The organism is Leucobacter luti (assembly GCF_019464495.1).
GTDB lineage: Bacteria > Actinomycetota > Actinomycetes > Actinomycetales > Microbacteriaceae > Leucobacter > Leucobacter luti_A.
Genome location: NZ_CP080492.1, coordinates 973,191 through 991,658, shown reverse-complemented (window position 1 = coordinate 991,658; position 18,468 = coordinate 973,191). Strand labels below are relative to the sequence as shown.

Here is an 18,468-nt window from a genome sequence, read left to right as displayed (position 1 = left end):
GGGGGCGCCGCCCCACCCGGGATGTCCTGCCGGTTCCCTCTGAGCGAACTCGGAGGCACGGGCACCGCGAAATCAGAGAGAATGAGTTCATGACTGAAACACCGATGACGAAGCCGGAGATCGAGTTCCCCGACGGGCCTGCGCCCACGGAACTGCAGATCGTAGACATCGTAGAGGGCAGCGGCGAGGAGGCGCTCGCGAGCTCCACTGTCGATGTGCACTACCTCGGTGTAGAACACGACTCGGGGGAAGAGTTTGATTCATCCTGGAGCCGTGGCGAGTCCATCAACTTCCCTCTGCGTGCGCTGATCCAGGGCTGGCAGGTGGGTATCCCCGGCATGAAGGTTGGGGGGCGTCGGAAGCTCATCGTGCCACCTGCTCAGGCCTACGGCACCTCCGGCGGGCACCCGCTTTCCGGGAAGACCCTCATCTTCATCATTGATCTGCTCGGCGTGAGCTAACCTCTCTGCCACGCGAAACCACCCCGTCCGGATTCCCGGTCGGGGTGGTTTCGTTTCTGGTGCTGAATCCTCAGGCGAAATGAGCTGGCGACGCGTAGGTGATAGCGTACTGCTGTTCAGGAAACGCCCAGCTTGAGGGAAATGGAGCACCTGTGGCCAACGCCAAACAGGAAACGAGTCAGCAACCAGCCGCGGGGATGACGGGGGCGCTCGATCGCTTCTTCCATATCTCTGAGCGCGGATCCACCTTTGGCACCGAGATCCGAGGTGGCCTTGTCACCTTTGTGACGATGGCCTATATCGTCATCCTCAACCCGATCATCCTGTCGGGCAAAGAGGATGTCGCGGGGAACATCCTCGAATTCGGTCAGGTGAGCGCCGTAACGGCCCTCGCCGCCGGTGTGATGACGATTCTGTTCGGCATCGTCTCACGCCTCCCGTTCGCGTTTGCCGCTGGTCTCGGGATTAACGCCTTCCTGGCTTTCTCTGTCGTGCAGGAGGTGACCTGGCCGGAAGCTATGGCGATCGTGGTCATCAACGGTCTGCTCATCGTGCTGCTCGCAGCGACCGGACTCCGACGCATGATCTTTGACGCTGTGCCCGTGCAGTTGAAGCTCGCGATTACCGTCGGTATCGGTTTCTTTATCGCGTTCATTGGGTTTGTGAACTCCGGTTTCGTTGATGCGACCGGCCAGTCATCGCCTCCTGTGGGGCTCGGGCCAGCAGGCGTTGGCTTCATCGCAACGGTCCCGACCGTCATCTTCATTGTTACCCTGCTCCTCACAGGCATTCTCGTCGCGAAGAAGGTCAAGGGCGGGATCCTGATCGGTCTTGTCACCGGCACGGTGATTGCCGTGATCGTCGAGGCCATTTGGAAGATCGGTCCGAAGTTCGGCGCAGACGGCGCGGTCAACCCCGGGGGCTGGAGTCTCACAGAGCCGGTGCTGGGCGGCAACCCGTTCGCGGTACCGGATCTTGGCCTGGTCGGGGCAGTGAGTTTCGACTTTGGCAAAGTGGGCATCGTCACGGTGATCATGCTGGTCTTCACGCTGCTGTTCACCAACTTTTTTGATGCGATGGGCACCATGACGGGCCTGTCGCGCGAGGCAAACCTTGCTGATGCGAAGGGGAACTTTCCCCGCATCAAGTCGGCCCTGATCGTGGAGGGCGTCGGAGCCGTGGTCGGCGGTGGCACGTCGTCATCTTCAACGACCGTGTTCATCGAATCGGGTGCAGGGATCGGCGAGGGCGCGCGTACCGGGTTTGCGAATGTCGTGACTGGGCTCGTGTTCCTGCTCGCGATGTTCTTCACACCGCTCACCGAGATCGTGCCCACCGAAGTCGCGGCGGCGGCGCTGGTGATCGTGGGAGCCATGATGATGTCGCAAATTGCGAACATCGATCTCACCGACTTCCGCGTGCTGCTGCCGGTGTTCCTCACGGCTGCTGTCATGCCGCTGAGCTATTCGATTGCCAACGGCATCGGCGCTGGTTTCGTGTCCTGGGTGCTGGTGCACGCGTGCACGGGCAAGGCTAAGCAGGTGCACTGGCTGCTCTGGATCGTTTCGCTCGGCTTCGTGATCTTCTTTGCACGCGGCCCGATCGAGACACTGCTGGGGGTTTAGCCCGCCGGTGTGCCTCGCGGCCCGTGCAGCTCCCGCCCAGGGAGCAGCACGGGCCGCGCTGCGGGAACGCAGGGCGTGCATCGCAGCCAGGCACGATGCAGTGGCTCAGCGTCGCGGAGCATGCGGTGACGCGTCGGGCCCACCCGTGAGCTGTGCGAGTAAGTGGCCGAGCATCGGCTCCAATATCGCAAGCCCGTCCGCGACACCGCCGGGGAACCCGGAAGGGTCATCACAAAGCTCTGCCCCGTGCAGCCAGCAACGCCGCGTGTGAGCAGTGCGCCAGGCGTCGTCTGAGCCCCTCGGCGTCGCAGTTCTTCGATGATGCCGGGCAGTTCACACTCGAGCAGCGGAGCGACCGCCTCCGGCGTGCGATCGCTCGGAGTGATGCCGGTGCCACCTGTCGTGAGGATGACCGTGGTCGCTGCGGCGAGCGCCTGTCGTACCGCATGCCCGACAGGCTCACCGTCGGCAACGACTTCGGGTTCTGCCACGCTGAAACCGAGCTGGGTGAGCCACGCAGCTATCTGGGGTCCGGTGTGATCTTGCGTTGATCCTGCTGCCGCGCTCGTTGACGCCACGATAACGCGGGCCGTGCGCGCGTGTCCTACGGCTCCGACCTCACCCGCGCTCACTCGAGTTCCCAGTCACCGCTCTTGCCGCCGGATTTGGCGAGCACCCGCGTCCCGGTGATCACTGCGTGCTTGTCAACGGCTTTGATCATGTCGTAGAGCGTGAGTGCTGCGACGCTCACCGCGGTGAGCGCTTCCATCTCGACGCCGGTCACCCCGCGCGTCGTGACGGTGGCGAGGATCCGCACCCGGTCGGATTGCGGCTCGAAGTCGATCGCGAGCTTCGTGAGGGGGAGCGGATGGCAGAGCGGGATGAGCTCCCAGGTACGTTTGGCGGCCATAATGCCAGCGATGCGCGCGGTGCCGAGGGCCTCGCCCTTGGGGAGCTCGCCGGCGATCAGCTGCGCGACGACGTCCGTGCGCGTTTCCAACACCGCCTCTGCGCGCGCTGTGCGCTTCGTGACGGCTTTCTCCGTGACATCCACCATGTGGGCGCTTCCGTCGGCTCGCAGGTGCGTCAGCCCTCGGGTATCGTCAGTCATGAAGTCTCCAGATTTCAATCGGGGATCCTGCGGGGAGGTGTTCCACCCCGACCGGGACGTGTGCAAGCAGCTCCGCTGCCGCGAGATCAGCGAGCAGATGGGATCCGGGCGCCGTCACGTGCACGCGACCGTCCGCGTCGAGGTGACCACGCCGGACTTGGTGTTTGTGCAGTGGTGAGTGCAGTTCGTGTGCCAGCGTGCGCTGTTCGACGGGGAGGGCTTCGGGGCGCCCGGCGTAGCCGCGCAGGGCGGGGGCAACAAAGAGTTCCGCGGAGAGCGCCGAGCTGACGGGGTTCCCTGGGAAACAGAGCACGGGAACTGCGGAGCCATTGACCGCCCAGCGACCGAGCCCTTGTGGACCGCCCGGTTGCAGCGCGAGCCCCGCGAATTCGACGCCGTACTCAGTGAGCGCATCGCGGACCACCTCATATGCACCGGCGCTGATCCCGCCCGAGGTCACGATGAGGTCGACCGACTCAGCTGCTGCGGTGAGGATGTGCTGCAGTTCAGCGGCGGTGTCGCCGGTCCGTCTGGTCCGAACCTCGGCGCCGAGGCCGGTGAGGAGCGCGGCGAGCAGCGGAGTGTTGGCATCGTGGATCTGGCCTGCGGCGCGGATGGCGCCCGGGTCTGCTACCTCATCTCCCGTGGCCACGAGCAGGACGCGGGGACGCACGCGCACGGGCACCTCGGTAACTCCCGCTCCCGCGAGCAGCCCTATCCGTGCCGGAGTGAGGCGTGTCCCTGCGGTGAGCAGCGTCGCGCCTGCGGGAAGATCGGATCCTCGTGCGCGCACGAACTCGCCGCGTGGTGGTGTGGAAGCAAAGGTCACCGTGCCGCTGGGCTCCGGGTCTCCTGCTCGGGAGAGTTCCGTGAAGTGGGCGGGATTCGCGCGCTCGACAGGGATCACGGTGTCGGCGCCGACGGGCATTGCGGCTCCGGTCATGACGGGCGACGCGGTGCCAGGAGCGTGCGGGATCGGCGCATCGCCTGCCGCCACGGTGCGACCGATCGGGAGCGTGATGGACGCGGAGCGCGCGGCCGCGGGATCCGCCGGCTCGGCCGCTTCCGCCGCCTCGAGGAGGTCCCTGTGGCGCACGGCATACCCGTCCATCTGGGAGTTCTCGAACGGCGGCAACGGAGTTGCTGCGGTCAGATCGATGGCGATCACGCGCCCTGCAAGCTCTGGGTGCCCGATTCCCACGTGCTCGGGAGTGGCCTGTGCCAACTCTGCGAGCATGGGATCGAGGAGCCCGCGTACGAGCGCGGTGTGTGCAGTGACGGTGCGCATGACTATCCGCCAGCGAACGCGGGGAGCACATCAACAGTGCCCCCACCGATCGGGCCACCGTCGCGGCGCACCGTGCCATCAATGAGGAAGGATCCAGTACGCAGTACTCGCAGCATCCCGTCGCCGTAGCGACCAGCAAGCGCGGATCGAAGCTCGTCGAGCGTGGCCTCGGACGGGAAGGCCCATACTTCCTCCTCGCGTCCGGCGGCCTCGGCGGCGGCGGCGAAGTATCTGACGGTGATGCTGGCCATATCGCCATCGTAGCCTGCCGGGGTCACTGCACTCCCGACGGCACGGTGGGCCTCCTACAATGGGCATATGGATCAGTCCGCCGACGCACGTCCAGGTCCGCTCGTGGCTCCAGGGTCAGAGCTCGGAGGTGACGCTGCAATACGAGCCAGGCGCCAGATGACGCTGCCAGGGTTCGGTGAGATTGCGCAGCGTCGGGTGCAGGCCGCGCGAGTGCTCGTGATCGGTGCGGGTGGGCTCGGCAGTGCGGTCGTGCCGTATCTTGCTGGAGCTGGCATCGGCCGGATCGGTGTGATCGACGATGACACCGTCGAGCTGTCGAACCTGCACCGCCAGATCGCGCACGGCACAGCAGACGTGGGACGCCGCAAGGTGGACTCGATCGCCGAGACCGTGGCGGCGCTGACTCCGCATGTCGTGGTGGATCGCCATGCGGTCCGGCTGACTGCGGAGAACGCGCTCGAGCTATTTCGTGACTACGACCTTGTTATCGACGGCAGCGACAATTTCCCCACGCGCTACCTCGCCAATGACGCCGCGGAGCTTGCTGGGATTCCGCTTGTGTGGGGCGCGATCCTGCAGTATTCCGGCCAAGTGGGCGTCGCGTGGCACGCTCACGGCGCGGGCTACCGCGACCTGTTTCCTGAGGCGCCAGATCCGAGCCAGGTGCTCGACTGCGCGACAGGTGGCGTGCTCCCTGGATTGTGCGGCACCATCGGCTCGCTGCTGGCGACCGAAGCGATGAAACTCATCACCGGCATTGGGGAGCCGCTCATCGGTCGTGTGTTGTTGTACGACGCACTGAGCGCTCGTACGCGTGAATTGCGAGTCAATCGCGATCCGCTTGCCGTGCCGGTCACCACACTCGTCGACACGGCACTGTGGTGTGATGCCGGACGCGAGGGAACTGGCGTCGATGCGTCGGCCGAGCCTGCGGGATTTGCCGAGGCGGCAGAGGCGGCCGAGGCGGCCGAGGCGACCGAGGCGTCAGAATCAACTGCGGTTGTCGCGCTCGAGAGCGCCGAAGTTGCGGAGCTGCTGCGCTCGGGGGTGTGCGCCTGATTGATGTGAGATCAGCCGCCGAGCACGCGGAACGTCGAGTGCGCGGATCCGACTGGTTGCCCGTCGAGGAGATCGAAGCTGGTGCCGCTGTCATCGGCCCCGTCGTGCTGTACTGTGAACGGGATCCGCGTTCGGTGCGTGCCGCCACCGCGCTGCGCCGGAGCGGCACGGTCAGCGTCTCATACCTTCGGGGTGGGATTGACGCGTTCGCCCGGTTCGCGCCCGATTTGGTGGACCGTGGGCAGCGTCAGGAATAGCTCCGCCAGCGGCACCTTCCGAGCCGGACCCGCATTGGGATCCGTTGTCACACACTCACCGAGGAGCACTATGTCAGCCGCCCCGCTCGCCCACATCGTCGTGGAGCCCATTGACGAAGCACAGATCCGTGCTGCGGTTGATGCCGCCGACTGCGGTGCGCTCGTCATGTTTCACGGCATCGTGCGGGATCACGACGGGGGCCGCGGCGTGAACGCACTCGACTACCGCGCTCATCCGGACGCCGAGCGCTTCATCGCGGACTGCGTCGCATCAGAGAGCGAGCGCACCGGCTTGCGCTTGGCAGCTGTGCACCGGATTGGCTCGCTCGCGATTGGCGATGCCGCCCTCGTCGCGGCAGCCGCAGCGCCCCACCGGGCAGAAGCCTTCGCGGCGATCGAGCGCCTGGTCGAGCGAATCAAACAGGAGGTGCCGATTTGGAAGCGTCAACACTTCGGCGACGGCGCCAGCGAGTGGGTGGGGCTGTAACCGACGGCCGGCCTGGGCCGCGAAGCCGGGAGCCCTACCCGCCGATGTACGACATCTCAATGCGAGAGCGCGCCGGACGAGCACCGAGTGCGGCGCGCTGCTCCGAGTAGCGGTCGTCGCGCACGCCCCAGATCTCGGCGAGCGCCGTGCGGATCTCTGCGCCGCTCGCGCCGCCACGCACGAGGGCGCGCAGATCGAAGCCCTCGCTCGCAAACAGGCAGGTGTAGAGCTTGCCCTCCGCCGAGATCCTGGCCCGCGTGCAGCTGCCGCAGAAGGCTCCGGTGACACTCGAAATCACGCCGATCTCACCGGATCCGTCCCGATAGCGCCAGCGTTTGGCGGTCTCGCCCGTCCGGCTCGGCGCGGCAGGCTCGAGCGGGCGCACCGCAGAGATGCGCGCCACGATCTCTGCCGATGGCACCACGTCCTCAAGTACCCAACCATTCGATGCGCCAACGTCCATGTACTCAATAAAGCGCAGAGTCCAGCCGCGCTCGCGGAAGTACTCGGCGAGCGGTACGATCTCGTCGTCGTTCACCCCGCGTTTCACCACCGCGTTGATCTTGATCGGCCCGAGCCCTACCGCCTCAGCAGCAGCGAGTCCGTCGAGCACTCGACTCACCGGGAAACGCACATCGTTGATGGCCTGAAATCTGGTGTCGTCCAGGGAGTCGACGGACACCGTTACCCGGTCGAGTCCCGCGGCCTTGAGTGCGTCAGCTTTCACGCGCAGCGCGGATCCGTTTGTGGTCAGCGCGAGGTCTGGGCGTTTGCCCTCCGGGGTGCGCAGCTCTGCGAGACGTGCGATCAGATCCTCGACTCCACGCCGTAAGAGTGGCTCGCCCCCGGTAATCCGCAGTTTGTCCACTCCAAGCGACACCGCCGCAGTGGCGAGCCGTGTGATCTCGTCGAAGCTCAGCAGTTGCTCGCGATCCATGAACTGGTAGTCGCTGCCGAATATCTCCTTCGGCATGCAGTAGACGCAGCGGAAATTGCAGCGATCTGTGATTGAGATCCGCAGATCGCGCAGCTCGCGACCGCGTGCATCAGGAAACCCGGCCGAAGGCAGTTGGGCGGCGCGTCCGGGCTCGCTCGACCTCGGACTCAGTGAGAGCCGACTTCGCTGTGCCATCTGTGCACCCCCTGCGCCGCCACACTATCACCGGCGTGAGTCGCCCGGCCAGGCTGGCCGTTACGCGCGAGCTGCGCTGCTGGTCCGCCCCCGCAGCACCGCGAGCGCGGTCACTGCGACGGCGATGAGGATCAGTGAGAGCGCGAGGGCCGTGTCCTGTGTGACCCCGGCCCCATTGAACGCGGTGTAGATCGCCATCGGCACCGTTCGGGTTGTGCCAGCCGCGTTGCCAGCGAAAAGCGCAGTGGCGCCGAATTCACCGAGCGCACGGGTGAAACTCAGAATCGTGCCGGCCACCAAGCCAGGAGCGATCAGCGGAATCGTGATCCGAAAGAGCACGCTCGTGGGTGAGGCCCCGAGCGTCGCGGCGGCCTCCTCATATTCAGGATGCAGGCTGCGCAGTGCGCCCTCGACCGAAATGACGAGAAACGGGAGGGCGACAAACGTCTGCGCAATGATTACGGCGACGGTGGTGAACGGAATTCGTATCCCCAGCTCAGCGAGCCAGTCGCCCAGCACCCCGCCCCGCCCGAGCAGTGACAGGAGCGCAAGCCCCCGACGAGCGGCGGCAGCACCAGCGGGAGTGTGACGAGCGCGCGCAGCGCAGTGGCCAGCCACCCGCGCGCTCGCGCGATCACCAGTGCGAGGGGGATCCCCAGCACGAGGCACAGCGCGGTTGCGGTTGCGGCGGTGACGAGCGAGACTCTCAGCGCATTCGCCGTCTCTGGGGCGACGAGCATGTTCGGGATCGTCGCCCAATCGATTCGAGCGAGTAGCGCGATCAGCGGCAGGAGCAGCAGCCCGCCCCCGACAGCGGCCGGAATATACAGGCCTCCCGGGATCCCCGCTGCGCGCTCGCTCACGCCTGCCCGAACCCGAGCTCTTCGAACCGCGCCTGCACCTCCGGGCTGCGCATGAACTCTGCGAACGCGAGCGCGGCCTCAGGTGCAGCGGACTCGGCGATCGGCGCGATCACGTACAGGCCGGCCGCATCCGCCGACCCGGCGATCTCGATGCCCTCGACATCGCCGCCTGAGCGCAACACGTCGGAGCGGTAGATGAGGCCTGCGTCTGCCTCGCCAGCGGCCACTTTTGTGAGGACCGCCGTGACGTTTTGTTCTTCGCTGGCAGGAGTGAGAGCAACCCCATCGCGGTCGAGGAGCCGGTGTGACGCCGCACCGCACGGTACCTCTGCCGCGCAGATCACCACCACCGGTGCGTCCCCCGCCGCCCCCGCTCCAGCGAGCTGGGTCGGAGCGCCGAGATCTGCGAGCGTCGTGATCCCGAGCGGGTTGCCGGGGGCGACCGCGATTTCGAGACTGCTGCGTGCGAAGGGGATCGGGTCGCTTGCAAGCAACTGGGCATCTGCCACTTTTTGCATGTTGGCTTCGTCGGCCGACGCGAACACGTCGATGGGGGCGCCGGCAATGATCTGAGCGGCCAGCACCGAGGAGCCGTCGAACGTGAGCTGATCGACGGTGACGTCGGGGTGAAGCTTCGTGAACTCTGTTGTCAGCTCTTCGAACGCCGGCTGCAGCGATGCCGCAGCTGCGATAGTGAGTGTGCCCTGCACGTGATCCTCGACCGGACTCCGGTCTGTCGGTGTCGCGGCCGGCTCTGGCGTGGCACCCGGTGCTGCGGAGCAGCCGGTGAGGGCGATGCCCGCGAGGGCGGTGAGTGTGAGTGCCAGGAGTGCGGTGACCCGCTGCCGGCGCATCAGCGCCGCTCCGTCTCGATGATCACCGTCGTGGCCTTCACGAGCGCGGTTGCACGGGAGCCCACTTCGATGCGGAGATCGTCGAGTGCTTCTGAGGTCATGAGCGACACGACTCGGTTCGGTCCGCACTGCAGGCTCACCTGCGCGACGAGACCTGAGCGCTCGACTCCCGTGACAATGCCGGTGAAGCGATTGCGTGCACTGCGGCGCACGGGGGAGTCATCATCGCCCGTCGGGGCGAGCTCGATGGCGCGACGTGCGAGCGAAGCGCCGGACACGATGCGGCGTCCCGAGGCATCGTCTCGTGCGTCGAGGAGTCCATCTGCTGCCCAGCGACGCACAGTGTCGTCACTGACACCGATGAGGCGGGCAGCCTCACTAATCCTGAAATCTGTCATGTTCGGCAGTCTAGCCACGCAGATGCGTTCCTGGAAAGGAAGCGGTGCAGCACCTGCGGTTTTGCCTTAGAGCTGTCCGTGCCGTGCACCGTTGACGCCGTCCCTGCGAGGAGATACCGTCCAAGGAAGCGGGTGGGGCTCGATGCGAGTTTCCCCGCGCGAACGGGCCCTGGCCGTGGCTAGGGCCCCTCATCTCGCAGTGTCGCGACGACGAGAAGGACGGTGGGAATGCCGAACTACAGCTACCAGTGTGCGGAGGGCTGTCGCTTCGAAGCGCTCTTTCCCATGACTGAGGTTCCGTCCGAGATGGCGTGCCGCGGGTGCGCCGCACCAGCGAAGCGCGTGATTACCGCGCCGCACCTTTCGGCGGCTGGCAGCGCAGCATTTGGCCTGATGGACCGTGCTGCGGCGAGCGCTCACGAGCCCACCGTGGTGAGCGGGCCGCCACCGCGCGGCCCTGCGCGCACGCAGCCCGTCACCCACAACCCGTTGCACGCGAAGTTACCGCGGCCCTAGGACCCAGGGCGGCGCAGTTGTGAGCCGCCTGGCACTGGCTGGCGGCGCGGCTGTCGGCCTGTAGGACACATCGAGAATAAAGGAGCGCCAGATGCCCGAACACATTTTCACCCTGGATTCCGACAAGAGGTTCACCGAGCAGGCCCAGATCGGGCACAATCGATGGCACCCTGAAATTCCACCGGTGGCCACTGTGAAACCGGGCGACAGCTTCCGTGTTGACTGCCGCGAGTGGTTTGACGGGGCGATCAAGAACGACGATTCTGCGCAGGACATCCTCGACGCTCCGCTCTTGACAGTGCACACACTCAGCGGACCGTTTGCGGTCGAGGGCGCGAAACCCGGTGACCTGCTGGTCGTCGATATTCTCGACGTCGGCCCCATCCCGCAGGAGGACTCTGGCCCGCTTGCTGGGCAGGGCTGGGGCTACACCGGAATCTTTGCGAAGCAAAACGGTGGCAGCTTCCTGACCGATCAGTTCCCTGATGCATACAAGGCGATTTGGGATTTCAGCGGCCAGACTGCGACCTCGCGCCACATCCCAGGTGTCTCATTCACCGGCATCATCCACCCCGGCCTCATGGGAACTGCGCCGTCGAAAGAGCTGCTCGCGCGATGGAATGCTCGCGAGGGCGCGTTGATCGCGACCGATCCACTGCGAGTGCCTCCGCTGGCGCTCCCGCCCGAGGCAGAGCACGCAGTGCTCGGTGCTCTCCCCGAGTCGGAGCGAGCTCGCGTTGGCTCCGAGGCGGCTCGTACCGCACCTCCGCGCGAAAACGGCGGCAACCAAGACATCAAGAACTTGAGCAAGGGCAGTCGCATCTTCTATCCCGTGTTCGTCGACGGCGGGAACCTCTCCGTCGGAGATCTGCACTTCTCGCAGGGCGACGGCGAAATCACGTTCTGCGGCGCTATCGAAATGGGTGGCTTCATCGACCTCCGAGTCGACATCATTCGCGGTGGGATGGAGACCTACGGCGTGTCCGAGAACGCGATCTTTATGCCTGGCAATGTCGAGCCACAGTACAGCCAGTGGCTCGCGTTCTCAGGCACCTCGGTCACGCTCGACGGTGAGCAGCGCTATCTCGACTCGCATCTGTCGTACCAGCGCGCGTGCCTGCACGCAATCGACTACCTCACCAAGTTTGGCTACAGCCCGGAGCAGGCGTATCTGCTGCTCGGCGCAGCGCCGATCGAGGGCAGACTGTCCGGCGTCGTCGATATTCCGAACTCGTGTTCAACGGTGTACCTGCCCACGGGCATCTTTGACTTCAGCATCGAGCCGACGGCTGCGGGACCGGTGCAGATCGACCCGGGGATGGGAGCTCCACGCGCCTCCTTCGGATAGTCCGCGCGGAGCACAGCCCTGAAGCGGGGCGGCTGGCAGATCACGAATCACCAACCGTCCCGCTTCAATGCTGTGCCCAGCTACACGACGACCGGGCGCCCTACCCCAACGGGAGTGCTCGACGGCGCCATCCGAATCACGATCGCTTTCGACACCGGAGTGTTGCTCCCGAGCGCCGTGCTATCGAGCGGTACGAGCACGTTCGCCTCGGGGAAGTACGCTGCGGCGCACCCGCGTGCCGTTGGGAACGCGACCGTGCGGAAACCGCGCAGCACGCGATCCGGCTCGTCTTTCCACTCACTGAAGATGTCGACCGTCTGCCCGTCTTCGAGCCCGAGTTCGGCGAGATCGTCGGGGTGCACGAAGATCACCGATCGCCCCTTCTTGATTCCCCGGTAGCGGTCGTTCAAGCTGTAGATCGTCGTATTGAACTGGTCGTGCGACCGGAGCGTCTGTAGCAGCAGCCGCCCGGGCGGGCACTCGACCGGCTCCAACTCGTTGACGGTGATCCGCGCTTTCCCCGTTGCTGTGGGGAAGTGCCGGCTGTCGCGCGGCCCATTCGGCAATACGAAGCCTTCACGGCTGCGGGTTTTCTCGTTGTAGTTTGCGCAGCCCGGCACGACCCGTGAGATGTGGTCCCGGATCACATCGTAATTGTCGATCATGCCGAGCCAGTCGACGTCATAGCGATCACCGAGCGTTGCGTTCGCGATCCCCGCGACGATCGCCGTCTCGGAGCGCACCTCAGCAGAGATCGGTTCGATCTGCCCGTGCGAGGCGTGCACCGCGCACACGGAGTCCTCAACGGTGACATACTGCGGGCCCGAGCGCTGCATATCGACCTCGGTCCGACCGAGCACCGGGAGGATGAGTGCCTCCTCGCCCGTAATCACGTGCGAGCGGTTGAGCTTCGTGGACAGTTGCACGCTGAGCTTCGTCTTGCGCATCGCAGACTCCGCGAGGTTGGTGTCTGAGATCGCGCCGAGGAGGTTGCCACCCAAGCCCATCCACACTTTGAGCTTGCCGTGATCCAGTGCCCGGATCCCATGCACCGCGTCAACGCCGTGGTCGCGCGGAGGCTCGAAGCCGAACTCTGTGCCGAGGGCGTCGAGAAATGAGTCGGGCATCTGCTCCCACACGCCCATCGTGCGGTCACCCTGCACATTTGAGTGGCCGCGGATGGGAGAGGCTCCGGCCCCTGGCTTCCCGATGTTGCCGCGCAGCAGGAGCAAGTTGATAATTTCTTTGATCGTATCGACGCCGCGGCGGTGCTGCGTAATGCCCATCGCCCAGGCAATAATGACCCGCTCGGACGCCAGATAGCGGTCTGCGAGTTCATCGATCTCGGCCGCGCTCAGCCCAGTGGCCTGTTCGACTTCGCGCTCGTCAACGGCGTCGATGTGGGCGGCGAATTCCTCGAAGCCATCGCAATACTCCGCGATGAACTCCTGGTCCAGCACGGTGCCGGGGTGCGCACGCTCCGCAGCGAGCACACGCTTCGAGACTGCCTGCAGCAGCGCCATGTCGCCGCCGAGACGGATCTTCAGAAACTGATCAGCAATCTCGGTCGCCTTCCCGAGATACCCACGCACGCGCTGCGGGTCTTTGTAGCCTTTGAGTCCCGCCTCCGGCATGGGGTTCACCGCGACGATCCGGGCTCCGTTTTCCTTCGCCTCCTGCAGCGCTGTGAGCATTCGAGGGTGGTTCGTGCCAGGGTTCTGTCCCATGATGATGATCAGATCAGACTTGCCGAAGTCATCGTAGGCGATCGTCGACTTCCCGATCCCCACCGCGTACTGCATCGCCGTGCCTGTCGACTCATGACACATGTTCGAGCAATCGGGGAGATTGTTCGTGCCGAGCATGCGTGCGAACAGCTGATAGAGAAACGCCGCCTCATTTGACGCGCGTCCGCTCGTGTAAAACGCGGCCTCGTTCGGGTGCTCGAGTGCGTTCAGGTGCTCGGCAACGACCCCGTACGCTCGGTCCCAGCTGATGGGCTCATAGTGATCGCTGCCCCGTGGTCGGTAGACAGGCTCGGTGATGCGACCCTGCATCCCGAGCCAGTACTCCGTTTTGTCCTCGAGCGAGGTGAGCGAGTGCTCTGCCCAAAACTCTCGCGGCACGGTGACCGGTGTCGCCTCCCATGTGACGGCCTTGCTGCCATTCTCACAGAACTCCGCGATCTTGCGGTGCCCCGGGTCGGGCCACGCACAGCTCATGCAGTCGAAGCCGTCTTTCTGGTTAATTTTCAGCATCAGCTTGGCGGTGCGGACCAGCCCCAGCTCGGTGAGGGACGGCTTCATAGAGTGGTACACGCCCCCGAAACCGGCAGCGTAGTCTTTCGGCTCCGTCACCTCGAGCTCAGCGTCGGAGAAGTCTTCGATCGGGGCAGAAGGGGTCATGGCTGTCCTGCTTTCTCGCCGACGAGCGCTGGACCCTGTTCAGGGTCTGCGTCCTCGCCGAGGTTCGTGATGCGATCCGGGCGGCTGTAAATGACCATCGAATCGCCGCGAAGGAAGCCGACGAGCGTGAGCCCGGCTTCCTCAGCAAGATCGGCTGCGAGCGACGACGGTGCCGAGACGGCGCTGAGCATCGGGATGCCTGCCATCAAGGCCTTCTGCGTGAGCTCGAAGCTGGCGCGGCCAGAGACCATGAGAACGCATGAGCGCGCAGGAAGGAGATCGCGCATCAGCGCCCAACCCACGACTTTGTCGACGGCGTTGTGGCGGCCGACATCCTCGCGCAACACGAGCATCTCTCCGGTGGCGCCATCGAACAGCGCTGCCGCGTGCAGCCCACCCGTGCGCTCGAAGATCGCCTGTTCGGCGCGCAACGTGTCGGGAAAGCTGATGAGCGTGCTGGCGTCAATCGAGAGGGGATCGTCTTCGACGGTGAACTGGGTTTGGGTGTGGACCGCCTCGATGCTTGCCTTGCCGCAGAGGCCGCACGCACTGGTCGTGGTGAAGTTGCGGGCCAAGCTCGGATCGGGAGGGGCGACGCCCGGTGCCAGGGTGATGTCGAGCACGTTGTAGGTGTTCCCCTCGTCGGCCGTTGCGCCTGCGCAGTATCGCGCCGTGGTGAAGTGTTCAGCGGCGTGGATCACTCCTTCGGACACGAGGAAGCCTGCGGCCAATTCCACGTCGTAGCCGGGGGAGCGCATGGTGACCGCGAGCGACTTTCCGAGCACGCGAATTTCAAGCGGCTCTTCGACCGCGAGGAAGTCAACGCGTTGCGTGGACCGTGTCCCAGCCGTCAATCGAGTGACACGACGTCGTGCAGCGATACGAGACATAGTTCTTGGATAGCATCGAATCAAGTCGAGGGCAAGGGTGCACACGGAGTGCGCGGAGCGGAGGCGCCATGTCGGATACGCCGGTGGAGGGGTCGTTTCGAGCAGAATTGCCTCGCACAGCGCTCGCGCCCGAGGCGCATCTCTCTTGGATTCTCGCCAGAATCTCTGCGCTCCCGGCGGTCGAGCTGCCGTTGCGGGACGCGCGGGGGCACACGCTCGCGCAGGAGGTCACGGCGCCCCTGCCCCTGCCGCTCTGGGATAACTCCGCAATGGACGGGTATGCCGTGCGCGCCGCGGATCTCAAATCTGCGAGTGCCGCACACCCGGTGACCCTGCGCGTGTGCGGCGAGGTCGCCGCTGGGAGCGCAGAAGACCCCCGGTGCCAGTTGCGAGCGCCGTGCGGATCATGACCGGAGCGCCGCTGCCGAGCGCCGCAGACACGGTCGTGCCCGTCGAACACACCAGAGGCGAGGACCGGGAGCAGGCGTGGGCGGCAGCGCACGTCACGGTGCTGTGTGCGCCGCACCCCGGGGCGAACGTGCGCACTCAAGGTGAGGACGTCGCCCACGGTGCTGTGCTCGCGGGTGCTGGCGATGAACTCGGAGCGCGGCGACTCGCGGCACTCGCCGCAGCGGGGATTGAGCGGGTGAGCGTGCGGCGGCTCCCGCGAGTCGCGGTGATCGCGACCGGCTCGGAGCTGCGGAAGCCGGGGAGACGCTGCGCCGCGGCCAGATTCCGGAGTCCAATTCGGTGCTGTTGCAGAGCTTGCTCGCGGAGAACGGGATCACAGCCACTGCGGTCACGGTGAGTGCCGACAACGTGTCTGGGTTCCGCTCGCGGCTCGCTGAATTGGAGGGTGAGGTTGACATCATCATCACGACTGGTGGGGTGGGGCCAGGCCGACACGACATCGTGCGGATTGCGCTCGAGTCCGAGCCCGACGTGATCGCTGCGCGTATTGCGGTGCGCCCGGGGCAGCCGCAGTGCACCGGCCAGCTCGCGGGCGGGGCGTGGATGTTCGCGCTGCCAGGGAATCCTGTGAGCGCAGCGGTGAGTTTCGAACTGTTCGTGCGTCCGGCACTGCTCGCGGTACAGGGGCGCACCGTCATCGAGCGGCCTCGGGTCGCGACCACAGCCGAGGTCCCGTGGCGGGGCGTTGCGGGGCGGCTGCAGGTGCTGCCGGTGCGAGTCGCCGCGGGAAAGGAAGGCCTGCGCTGCCGTCCTGCTGTGGATCCCAGTGGGGTGTCCCACGCCGTCGGCGGGCATGGTGCCGCCGACGGGTACGCTCGTCCCGGCGGACCGAGGAGATGTCGCCGCGGGCGAACGAGTCGACGTGATCCTGGTGGGGCCGTGATGGGGCAGCTCGACGCGATTCTGTTCGCGGGCGGGCGCGGTTCGCGGCTTGGGGGCGTGGACAAGGCGGAACTGCGTCTCGGCGGTGCGCGCTTGGTCGACCGAGTCGTCGCGGGTGCCAGAGCTGCCGGTGCACATCGGATCGTGGTGGTTGGGCCAGCGCACGTGGTTCCCGCCGGGTGCAGAGCCGCGCGCGAGGATCCGCCATTCGGGGACCTCTTGCCGCGCTCGCTGCCGCGCTTGCGGCGCTCCCGGAGGAGTACGGGCCCGAGGGCGCCCGGTCAGCGCTGTTGCTGTCCTGTGACCTCGTGCATCCCGCAGCGGTCGCTGACAGGCTCGTGCGGGAGTCGTTGGGGGACAGTGAGGCCGTTGTGCTGCGAGACCCGGACGGGCGAGGGCAGTGGCTTGCTGGCCGCTACCGGCTCAGTGCGCTTCGTGCGGGTGCCGCCCTGGCGGGCGCCCCGACGGGCGGCCGGCTTCGCGCAGCATTGGCGGGCATGAGCATCCGGTTCGTTGATGTACCGGCGGAGCTCGTCGCGGACATCGATACCCCCGCTGACCTCGCGCATGCGCGCGCCACGACACTGGAACCTCCCAGCGCTCGTGATCCAGAATCCCCTGATCCTGACGACCTTGGAGCGGAGACCCTATGACGCAGCAGCCCCAGACGCACCAGCCACTTCCACCTGAGGCGCTGAACGCGTGGCTTGCCGCCGCTGCGGCAGAGCTGGGCTTGGACCCCACCGAGGTGGCGATCGGAGAATTGCTCGACGTCGCGCGGGATGTTGCGCACGACGTCGCTCGCCCAGCGGCACCACTCACGACCTTCTTACTGGGAATGGCGGTGGGCCGTGCCGATGATCCTGCCGTGTTTGCCGAGCTCGCAGCGCGTGTGAGCGCGCGCGCCGCGAGCTGGGCGGCCGAAACGAGCTAGTTGCCAAGCACCTTCTGGAAGGCTTGCGTGTAGCGGTTGTCTTCTTCTGCGGTGAGTGAACGCATATCGAAGATGCGCTGTGACATTTCCTCGTCGGGGAAGATGAGGGGGTTCTCCGCGAGCTCAGGGTTGGTCTTCGCCATGGCATCCTGCGCGCCGGCGACCGGGCAGACGTATTGCACGTATTCGGCGACTTGAGCGGCTACTTCCGGCTCATAGTAATAGTCGACGAGCTGGTGCACCTGGTCAAAGGCTTCGGTTGCTTTCGGCATCGAGAACGAATCCGTGAACACGGAGGCCCCGGCATCGGGAACGACGAACTTCCAAATCTCCTCGCCGGCCTCTTCGTTCAGGATCGCGATATCTCCCGACCAACACATCCCGGCCCACACGTTGCCCTGCTCGAGATCCTGTGTGTAGGAATTGCCCTTTACCGTGAGCACCTGGCCGCTCTCGATCTGCTGCTGTGCGATCGCGAGCGCAGCCTCGAACTCTGCATCCCCCCAGTCGCCCTCGATGTCCACACCCTGCTCGAGCATGATGAGGGCGAGCGTGTCGTCCTGCTCCGTGAGAAGGTTGACTTTGCCTTTCAGGTCTGAGGACCACAGATCGGACACCGATCGGATTCCCTTTGGGTAGAGCTGAGTGTTGTAGACGAGACCCGTCATACCCGCCTGGTAGGGAACCGACCAGACGCGATCCGGATCGAAACTCGCGTGCTGCACCATATCGATCATGTTCGTGTTGACGTTGGGCATCAGGCTGCGATCAAACTTGAGGAGCTGGTCCTGTTCAACCAACCGCACTGTGGTGGTGTCTGACGGCACAATCACGTCGTAGCCCGTGTCTTGCTCGAGCTTGAGCTGGTCTTTAATTTTCGCGATGAAGGTCTTGTTGTCATCGATATCTTCGAAGTAGTCGACCCTGATGTTGGTGCGCTTCATGAACTCGTTGAGCGAGGGCCAGTCACCCGCCTCCTCGTCATAGTCGAGGTAGTACGTCCAGTTGGCCCATCGCAGCGTCCCGCCTGATCCGTCACCCGGCCCGCTCTGGCCCGCACAAGACGTGAGCGCCCCTGCTCCGAGGAATGCGGCGCCCAGTGCGGTGCCTCTGAAGAGCTGCCTGCGGCTGAGCTGCGCAGCTCGTGCGCGGCGCACGAGCTCTTGGACGACGGGATCGGTCGACGAAAGGGGCATGTTTCCTCCTTTGGAAACGAGCAGCGTAAGCGGTATCGC

At 65.5% G+C, this 18,468-nt stretch carries 19 protein-coding genes and 3 pseudogenes; 11 read left to right on the top strand and 11 right to left on the bottom strand.

What is annotated here, in order from left to right; translation table 11 throughout:
- Positions 1-89 precede the first annotated feature (89 nt).
- Together K1X41_RS04520 and K1X41_RS04515 are read left to right on the top strand one after the other, a co-directional pair.
- Positions 90-461, top strand: coding sequence for an FKBP-type peptidyl-prolyl cis-trans isomerase (locus K1X41_RS04520; protein ID WP_279388393.1), 372 nt, complete (start codon positions 90-92; stop codon positions 459-461).
- A 197-nt stretch (positions 462-658) separates the two neighbouring features.
- Positions 659-2,086, top strand: a complete 1,428-nt coding sequence (locus tag K1X41_RS04515; RefSeq protein ID WP_132205252.1) for an NCS2 family permease — start codon at positions 659-661, stop codon at positions 2,084-2,086.
- Here K1X41_RS04515 and K1X41_RS04510 read toward each other — a convergent pair.
- The 4 genes from K1X41_RS04510 to K1X41_RS04495 are packed head-to-tail and all read right to left on the bottom strand — an operon-like array spanning position 2,083 to position 4,736.
- Positions 2,083-2,718, bottom strand: coding sequence for a MogA/MoaB family molybdenum cofactor biosynthesis protein (locus K1X41_RS04510; protein ID WP_309478070.1), 636 nt, complete (start codon positions 2,716-2,718; stop codon positions 2,083-2,085). The two genes, K1X41_RS04515 and K1X41_RS04510, sit on opposite strands and share 4 nt — an antisense overlap.
- On the bottom strand, positions 2,715-3,197 hold the full coding sequence (gene moaC, locus K1X41_RS04505; RefSeq protein ID WP_220175413.1) for a cyclic pyranopterin monophosphate synthase MoaC: 483 nt from the start codon (positions 3,195-3,197) through the stop codon (positions 2,715-2,717). The genes K1X41_RS04510 and moaC overlap by 4 nt, the downstream gene beginning before the upstream one ends.
- Complete coding sequence (locus K1X41_RS04500; protein ID WP_220175412.1) at positions 3,190-4,485, bottom strand: molybdopterin molybdotransferase MoeA; 1,296 nt, start codon at positions 4,483-4,485, stop codon at positions 3,190-3,192. The genes moaC and K1X41_RS04500 overlap by 8 nt, the downstream gene beginning before the upstream one ends.
- Before the next feature lie 2 nt (positions 4,486-4,487).
- Positions 4,488-4,736 (bottom strand): MoaD/ThiS family protein, encoded by a 249-nt coding sequence (locus K1X41_RS04495; protein WP_132204683.1) that lies wholly within the window; start codon positions 4,734-4,736, stop codon positions 4,488-4,490.
- Positions 4,737-4,803: 67 nt separating this feature from the next.
- Here K1X41_RS04495 and K1X41_RS04490 point away from each other — a divergent pair, with 67 nt between their 5' ends.
- The 3 genes from K1X41_RS04490 (at position 4,804) to K1X41_RS04480 (ending at position 6,540) form a co-directional block, all read left to right on the top strand.
- Positions 4,804-5,796 (top strand): HesA/MoeB/ThiF family protein, encoded by a 993-nt coding sequence (locus K1X41_RS04490; RefSeq protein ID WP_220175411.1) that lies wholly within the window; start codon positions 4,804-4,806, stop codon positions 5,794-5,796.
- Positions 5,787-6,053 carry a rhodanese-like domain-containing protein gene (locus K1X41_RS04485; RefSeq protein ID WP_220175410.1) on the top strand — a complete coding sequence of 89 codons (267 nt, stop codon included), beginning with the start codon at positions 5,787-5,789 and terminating at the stop codon, positions 6,051-6,053. The genes K1X41_RS04490 and K1X41_RS04485 overlap by 10 nt, the downstream gene beginning before the upstream one ends.
- 70 nt (positions 6,054-6,123) lie before the next feature.
- A complete protein-coding gene (locus K1X41_RS04480; protein WP_220175409.1) occupies positions 6,124-6,540 on the top strand; it encodes a molybdenum cofactor biosynthesis protein MoaE in 417 nt (138 codons plus the stop codon).
- Between the two features lie 34 nt (positions 6,541-6,574).
- Here K1X41_RS04480 and moaA read toward each other — a convergent pair whose 3' ends face one another.
- From moaA to K1X41_RS04460, 4 genes and pseudogenes are all read right to left on the bottom strand, one after another.
- Complete coding sequence (gene moaA, locus K1X41_RS04475; protein ID WP_220175408.1) at positions 6,575-7,672, bottom strand: GTP 3',8-cyclase MoaA; 1,098 nt, start codon at positions 7,670-7,672, stop codon at positions 6,575-6,577.
- A gap of 60 nt (positions 7,673-7,732) precedes the next feature.
- Positions 7,733-8,535, bottom strand: a pseudogene (locus tag K1X41_RS04470) (ABC transporter permease).
- Positions 8,532-9,389 carry a molybdate ABC transporter substrate-binding protein gene (gene modA / locus K1X41_RS04465; protein ID WP_220175407.1) on the bottom strand — a complete coding sequence of 286 codons (858 nt, stop codon included), beginning with the start codon at positions 9,387-9,389 and terminating at the stop codon, positions 8,532-8,534. The pseudogene K1X41_RS04470 and the gene modA overlap by 4 nt, the downstream one beginning before the upstream one ends.
- On the bottom strand, positions 9,389-9,787 hold the full coding sequence (locus K1X41_RS04460; RefSeq protein WP_132204695.1) for a TOBE domain-containing protein: 399 nt from the start codon (positions 9,785-9,787) through the stop codon (positions 9,389-9,391). Before K1X41_RS04460 ends, modA begins: the two co-directional genes overlap by 1 nt.
- A gap of 228 nt (positions 9,788-10,015) precedes the next feature.
- On the opposite strand from K1X41_RS04460, the gene K1X41_RS04455 reads away from it, so the two are divergent.
- On the top strand, positions 10,016-10,303 hold the full coding sequence (locus tag K1X41_RS04455) for an FmdB family zinc ribbon protein (protein WP_133616074.1): 288 nt from the start codon (positions 10,016-10,018) through the stop codon (positions 10,301-10,303).
- A gap of 91 nt (positions 10,304-10,394) precedes the next feature.
- Complete coding sequence (gene fmdA, locus K1X41_RS04450) at positions 10,395-11,651, top strand: formamidase (protein WP_132204699.1); 1,257 nt, start codon at positions 10,395-10,397, stop codon at positions 11,649-11,651.
- Between the two features lie 80 nt (positions 11,652-11,731).
- On the opposite strand, the gene K1X41_RS04445 is transcribed toward fmdA, so the two are convergent.
- Positions 11,732-14,056 carry an FdhF/YdeP family oxidoreductase gene (locus tag K1X41_RS04445; protein WP_220175406.1) on the bottom strand — a complete coding sequence of 775 codons (2,325 nt, stop codon included), beginning with the start codon at positions 14,054-14,056 and terminating at the stop codon, positions 11,732-11,734.
- Positions 14,053-14,946: a formate dehydrogenase accessory sulfurtransferase FdhD gene (gene fdhD, locus K1X41_RS04440; RefSeq protein WP_220175405.1), complete on the bottom strand. Its 894-nt coding sequence runs from the start codon at positions 14,944-14,946 to the stop codon at positions 14,053-14,055. Before fdhD ends, K1X41_RS04445 begins: the two co-directional genes overlap by 4 nt.
- A gap of 68 nt (positions 14,947-15,014) precedes the next feature.
- On the opposite strand from fdhD, the pseudogene K1X41_RS16095 reads away from it, so the two are divergent.
- The 4 genes and pseudogenes from K1X41_RS16095 to K1X41_RS04420 all read left to right on the top strand — a co-directional run bounded on the left by K1X41_RS16095 (position 15,015) and on the right by K1X41_RS04420 (position 17,233).
- Positions 15,015-15,754, top strand: a pseudogene (locus K1X41_RS16095) (MoeA family protein).
- Positions 15,697-16,443: pseudogene (locus K1X41_RS16090) on the top strand (molybdopterin-binding protein); the annotation flags it as partial. The pseudogenes K1X41_RS16095 and K1X41_RS16090, both read left to right, overlap by 58 nt.
- Before the next feature lie 35 nt (positions 16,444-16,478).
- Positions 16,479-16,952 carry an NTP transferase domain-containing protein gene (locus K1X41_RS15370; RefSeq protein WP_258566754.1) on the top strand — a complete coding sequence of 158 codons (474 nt, stop codon included), beginning with the start codon at positions 16,479-16,481 and terminating at the stop codon, positions 16,950-16,952.
- On the top strand, positions 16,949-17,233 hold the full coding sequence (locus K1X41_RS04420) for a DUF6457 domain-containing protein (RefSeq protein WP_133616084.1): 285 nt from the start codon (positions 16,949-16,951) through the stop codon (positions 17,231-17,233). Before K1X41_RS15370 ends, K1X41_RS04420 begins: the two co-directional genes overlap by 4 nt.
- Here the strand turns inward: K1X41_RS04420 and K1X41_RS04415 are convergent.
- Positions 17,230-18,429: an ABC transporter substrate-binding protein gene (locus tag K1X41_RS04415; RefSeq protein ID WP_220175402.1), complete on the bottom strand. Its 1,200-nt coding sequence runs from the start codon at positions 18,427-18,429 to the stop codon at positions 17,230-17,232. The two genes, K1X41_RS04420 and K1X41_RS04415, sit on opposite strands and share 4 nt — an antisense overlap.
- Between the last annotated feature and the right edge of the window lie 39 nt (positions 18,430-18,468).